At 60.8% G+C, this 5,310-nt stretch carries 5 protein-coding genes and 1 rRNA gene; 2 read left to right on the forward strand and 4 right to left on the reverse strand.

Annotation, left to right across the window (positions count from 1 at the left end):
- Positions 1 to 148 precede the first annotated feature (148 nt).
- Positions 149 to 265: ribosomal RNA gene (gene rrf / locus Y708_RS0101435) — 5S ribosomal RNA — on the forward strand.
- A gap of 42 nt (positions 266 to 307) precedes the next feature.
- On the opposite strand, the gene Y708_RS27240 is transcribed toward rrf, so the two are convergent.
- Together Y708_RS27240 and Y708_RS0101445 are read right to left on the reverse strand one after the other, a co-directional pair.
- Positions 308 to 1,189 (reverse strand): aminoglycoside phosphotransferase family protein, encoded by an 882-nt coding sequence (locus Y708_RS27240; RefSeq protein ID WP_051478409.1) that lies wholly within the window; start codon positions 1,187 to 1,189, stop codon positions 308 to 310.
- A gap of 480 nt (positions 1,190 to 1,669) precedes the next feature.
- Entirely contained in the window at positions 1,670 to 2,011 is a 342-nt protein-coding gene (locus tag Y708_RS0101445; protein ID WP_026551084.1) for a hypothetical protein, read from the reverse strand.
- A 167-nt stretch (positions 2,012 to 2,178) separates the two neighbouring features.
- Between Y708_RS0101445 and Y708_RS28900 the strand changes: the two genes are divergently transcribed.
- Positions 2,179 to 2,328 (forward strand): hypothetical protein, encoded by a 150-nt coding sequence (locus Y708_RS28900; protein WP_155853621.1) that lies wholly within the window; start codon positions 2,179 to 2,181, stop codon positions 2,326 to 2,328.
- Between the two features lie 20 nt (positions 2,329 to 2,348).
- On the opposite strand, the gene istB is transcribed toward Y708_RS28900, so the two are convergent.
- Both istB and istA read right to left on the reverse strand, forming a co-directional pair.
- Complete coding sequence (gene istB / locus Y708_RS0101450; protein ID WP_035774959.1) at positions 2,349 to 3,155, reverse strand: IS21-like element helper ATPase IstB; 807 nt, start codon at positions 3,153 to 3,155, stop codon at positions 2,349 to 2,351.
- Complete coding sequence (gene istA / locus Y708_RS22175) at positions 3,152 to 4,846, reverse strand: IS21 family transposase (RefSeq protein ID WP_051478411.1); 1,695 nt, start codon at positions 4,844 to 4,846, stop codon at positions 3,152 to 3,154. The genes istB and istA overlap by 4 nt, the downstream gene beginning before the upstream one ends.
- Between the last annotated feature and the right edge of the window lie 464 nt (positions 4,847 to 5,310).

Here is a 5,310-nt window from a genome sequence, read left to right on the forward strand (position 1 = left end):
CTACATGCTTGCGTCCACTATGCGGTTCCCAACCAACAAACCACGGGAACACAACAACACAACAGGTCTAAAACTACATAAAGACAATGTTGTAACCACCAGATTTACCCACCCCCACACACACGCGGGGGCCACGGGTACACAAGGTTACGGCGGTCACAGCGTGGGGGAAACGCCCGGTCCCATTCCGAACCCGGAAGCTAAGACCCACAGCGCCGATGGTACTGCACCCGAGAGAGTGTGGGAGAGTAGGACACCGCCGGACAACCATTAACGTGAAGGGCCCCACCACAGACGGTGGGGCCCTTCACGCATTAAAACCCAAACAGGGTAGCAACCAGGTTCTGTTCAAGGCATTGATCAACATCATCCGTCCTACTTCCTCGAAGTCCCCGTCGCCGACATCGTGCGCCCAGACTACCGTGCCAACAGCCTGGAGTATCGATTCAGCCGCGAACACCTTCGCGTCTGTTTCGGTCAAGGCCTGGCCGTAGCCGGCCATGAATGCCTCTTGAAGATCCGGCCTGCCGATCCACTGCTGGTTTTTCAGGCGAACCAGGTCCGAGACCCACGGCCGAACGTCGGCTCGGCCAAAGTCGATGACGCATACGATGCCGTCCTCTATCAACCAGTTCCGTGGCTGATAGTCCCCGTGTGTGAGGACCACCTCCACCGGACCTCGATAGAGGGTTCCGAGCGCCTGGTGGATGCTGTCTGCGTCCCCACCTGAGAAGAGCGCATGCCCCTGCTCCATGAATCGCGTTGTCTTCCGAACCAGGCCCGGTAGATAAGCAGTTGACCATCCCCGGTGTTGGTGCAATCGTGCCAGCAGAGTGCCGGCCCGCTCATGCGTGTCCGGCGCCAGTTCCTCCGCCCGGCCTTGCACCAGGGCACCCGGAAGGGAGCTGACGGCGAACATTTGATGTACGCGCGATGAGTGGAGGAGAACCGGGGCATGGTCTCCTAGAGCGTTCACGCCGGAGCTGTACGCGGTGAGCTCGCGTTCGATGTGGTGGCTGGTGGCGCTGTACTTAACAAACACCTCACTGCCCGATCCCGTTCTGAGCGGTCTTACCCGCTGCACAGTAGTGTCCTGCAGCGGCCACGATTTGTCCTCAAGGACTTCATAGGGCCCAATCCACGATTGTAGAACTGACACCTGGGCGGCCGGGAGTTGACGGTGCGACATGCTCGTAGTCTATGTTTATCGTCACAGCCATGCAGGCGTGCCACTGACGCCTAATGACTGACTATGTCAACCTAAGCGGGACCCATGGGGGCGGTCTAAGTGGGACCCACTGCTTAGTGTGTGCAGTACCGGAGGGATCTTCTTCGGGACCAAGAATTCCCCTAGTGAACCACTGGCACGTCTGGGGGCCGGGGTGTGAGGATTGGCAGCGAGAAAGGCCCGTGTGTGGCCAGGCTTCGGGTAGTTGAACAGAAGTCACCCAGTACGACGCCTGCGGCAACGCCTTGTTCAAAGCGGGCGGGATCGACAGCTAAGAGAGTTGTGGTGGATTGTCACGGGCGTGTGCCTGCAGCTTGTGAGGCGGTTCGTGTCGATCAGCGAGGGAGGAACCTGATGCAAATGATTGGCCCGCCCAATAGAAAAGCCCGCGCTTCGCAGCGCGGGCTTCCCCTTTTAGCAGGCAGTTATTATCAGCGAGGACTAGAGAACGTCCACCACAACAACGAGCACGTTGTCGACGATGGTGACGTCCACGACGTCCTGTACGTCGATGTCGTTGTTGTTCAGGATCTGAATGGTCAGCCCGTTGAGGACGTTGTTCACGTCCACGTCGACGTCGCGGATGATGTTGATGCTTCCATCGGGGCTGAGGATCTGGATCTGATCGATGTCCACCGTGCGGTCGACGTTCACGGCGGCTGCTACCAGTCCACCGATTGCACCTGCGGTCTGGTTCGGTGCTGCCTGCGCCATTCCGGCTCCGCCAAGGGTCAGGGCTCCAGCGAGTGCGACAGTGGTAAGAGTCTTCTTCATGGTCTGCATCGGTTTATCTCCTTCAAAAGACGGTTGGGATGCTTCCCGTTATTTTATCTACGTTACTCCCTGGTAACGAACAAGTAAATTGATCAGCCGACTTATTAGTTTCGAGCCGTACTGCTTGACACCTCAATCGTGGGACAGGTGGGGCTCATCGTCCTGCCCGGACGAGCGTGACTATCGCTGAAACCGTCCACGAGATCATCGACGAGATAGCGTCTCTCACCACAGGGCATGGCTCCCTGCCATCGTTACCAAAGATCTCCCGGCAAACCTTCGATGCTGCACGGCCCGGTGAGGTGGGCCCCGCTTTGACAGGGTGAAGTAACCACATTTCAACCGATCAGGTGGTGTGTTGGGCGCGGGTGTGGGCGAGCCGGTAGGAGTCGGTGCCGGTTTCGATGATGGTGCCGTTGAAGGTCAACCGGTCCACGATCGCGGCGCAGAGCCTGGGGTCGGTGAAGGTCTTTGTCCAGCCGGAGAAGGACTCGTTGGATGCGATCGCGATCGAGTTGTTCTCTTCTCGCTCGGTGAGAACTTGGAAGAGGAGTTCGGCGCCGCGCCGGTCGAGTTCCATGTAGCCGAGTTCATCGATCATCAGCAGGTCCACTCGGCCGTAGCGGGCGATGGTCCTGGCGAGGTTTTTCTCGTCGGCGGCTTCGACGAGTTCGTTCACGAGGCGTGTGGCGAGCGTGTATCTGACCCTGAAGCCTTTCTCGGCAGCGGCGGTGCCGAGGCCGATGAGGAGGTGGCTTTTGCCGGTGCCGGAGTCACCGATGAGGCAGAGCGGTTGCCCTCTTCGGACCCAGTCTCCGGTGGCTAGCGTGTTGATGGTGGCCGGGTTGATGTTCGGGTTGGCATCGAAGTCGAAATCTCCGAGCCATTTATCTCTTGGGAACCCTGCGGCTTTGACTCGTCGCACCGAGGACCGCCGATCGCGGTCGTCACACTCGGCCAGCAGCAGCTCTGCGAGGAACCCTTGATAGCTCAGCTGCTCCTTCTGCGCTTTCGTCGTGGCTTCGTCAACGACAGCGCGGATCGTTGGAAGGCGGAGCCTGCGGCAGGCTTGGTCGATCGCTGCGTTGGCTGCTTCTTCGGTGAGGCCTCGCCTTCGTCGCAGGGTCGTGGTGATGCTGGTCGTGGTGGTCATGATGCTGTTCCCTTCTGGGCTGCGTCATTGATGGTGTTATTGGTTGCGGGTTCTGTTCGTTCGGGCAGGCGCAGCAACTGGTCGTACGCGGCAACCGACGGCAAAGGCCTTGTGTCGACTGGCAGACCGGCGATGACCGCGGCCGGATCCGCGAGACGGCGTTGAGTAAGACTGACAACCCGTCGCTCGGGGCCACGGGCTTGTTCAACACGATGACGGTCCAAACCGGACCCACCCAGGGCTTCATACCGGCGGGCCTCGACCGCGACGACATCGGCGGTGACCGCCCCGACGGTGAGCGCTGCGGTAATCCCTGCAATGACATCCTGGGCTGCCATCGACCGGTGCAGGAGAAGAACATCGATCAGGGCGCGGGTGCCGCCGGCGTCCCCGTCGGTCTTGCGGGCCGCGGCCCAGAACGCTTCATGGGCGGAGGTGAAGGCCCCGGACGCTCGTGCATGGGCCAGAGCAGTCGAGCCTGGCAGGGCGCCGGGTTTGTGGTGGAGGACCTCGAGGTAATGGTCAAGGTCCACGCTCTGCCCGTGCTGCGTCACCACCCGGGGATGCCTGGCGATTTCGGTACGGCCGTCGAAGACGACTACCTCGGACGCGCGAAGAAAAACCCGCACGGGTCGTCCGATGACCCGGGCCGGAACGGAGTAGGACGCCATCCGTACCCGGATGAGGCTTGACCGGTTCACCCTTGGTGTCAGTGTCAGTGTCAGGCCCGGCTCGAACCGTTCCGCCGTGATCGGCGCGAGCAGGGATCGTTCGAGGGCGAAGTCCTGGGCGACGGTATGAAGACGGCTATCGATACGGCGGTCCTCGTCATCGATGTCCCACTGCCTGATCTGGTGATTGAGCTCGGCAAGGGAATCGACGACGGGCATCGGGGACAGGTGGGTGCGGCGGAACCGGCCGACTTCCCCCTCGACGCCGCCTTTCTCATGGGCGCCCTCGATGCCAGGGTGGCAGTAGAAAGCGTCAAACCCGTAGTGGGACCGGAACAAGAGCCACCGCTGGTTCTCGGTCCGCTGCCTGCCGGTACCGTAGATGACTTTCACGACCGCGTCGGTGAGGTTGTCGTACCTGATGTGTCGGGTCGGGATGCCGCCGATGTCCTCGAATGCGTCGATATGGCCTTCGAGGAACGCTTCCTGCGCCTGGGTCGAATAGACCCGGTGGATCGCTTTGCCGGAGTTGGACAGGCGGAAGGTGAACATATGGCACTTGGTCTTCACCCCGGCCAGCACCACCCAGACCTCCCCGAAGTCGACTTCCGCCTCCGCCCCCGGCGCATGTTCCTGAGGAACGAAGACCTCCGGCAGCCGGCCGGCCTCCGCATCAATTTCCGGGCGACGTTTGCGGACATAGTCACGGACCGTCGAATAGGACAGCTCTTTTGCCCCGTGCTCATCAGCGAGGCGAGCAAAGACACGTCTCGCGGTATGACGCTGCTTGCGGGGACCCTCAAGGTCCTGCCGGAGCATCGCGTCGATCACAGCCTTGAATACATCCAACCGGGGCGCTGCCCGCACCCGGGGCTTTCGGGCTGGTGGTTCCGCCTGCCCGAGGGCCTGCCGGACAGTTGGCCGGCCGACACCATGACGTCGGGCCAGCTCCCTGATCGAGAGACCCTCCACGCGCGCATCACGCCGGATCCGCGCAAAAACTTCCACCCGAGACTCCATTCGAACCTCCACCTTGAGCAACCAAAAAAGCGTTGCAACAACGGTGAAGGTGGGTCCGGCTCAAACTGCCCGTGACACCCCGAAACAGCCGAAGTGGGTCCCGCTTAGATTGCCCTGGTGGGTACAAACAAAGCTGCCATAGTCAAATGACGGCGACAAAGGATGGATGACCCGCGGATCCGCGGGAATTTCTAGCTGCACCTGGCCGATTTGCGCACGTGTTGGGTGACGTGTAATGTCTTCTAAGTCGCCGCCGCTGGAACGGGAAAACCCGGACCGGCATGAGCGGCCAAACCCCACACAAACGGAATATTTCCGCTAGACGGTCATGTTCTGGGTGGGGAACGCCGGGTAACCTGCGCGGATCAGCCAGAACAGGCTGATTTGACCGGGTTGGGTTTGGCGGGTAAGTTTGAAAAGTTGCTCCGGAGCGATGGCAGTGCCTGTTTGGGTGTTGTTTGGTG

This window comes from Arthrobacter sp. H5 (assembly GCF_000520595.1).
In the GTDB taxonomy this organism is placed as follows: Bacteria; Actinomycetota; Actinomycetes; order Actinomycetales; family Micrococcaceae; genus Arthrobacter_D.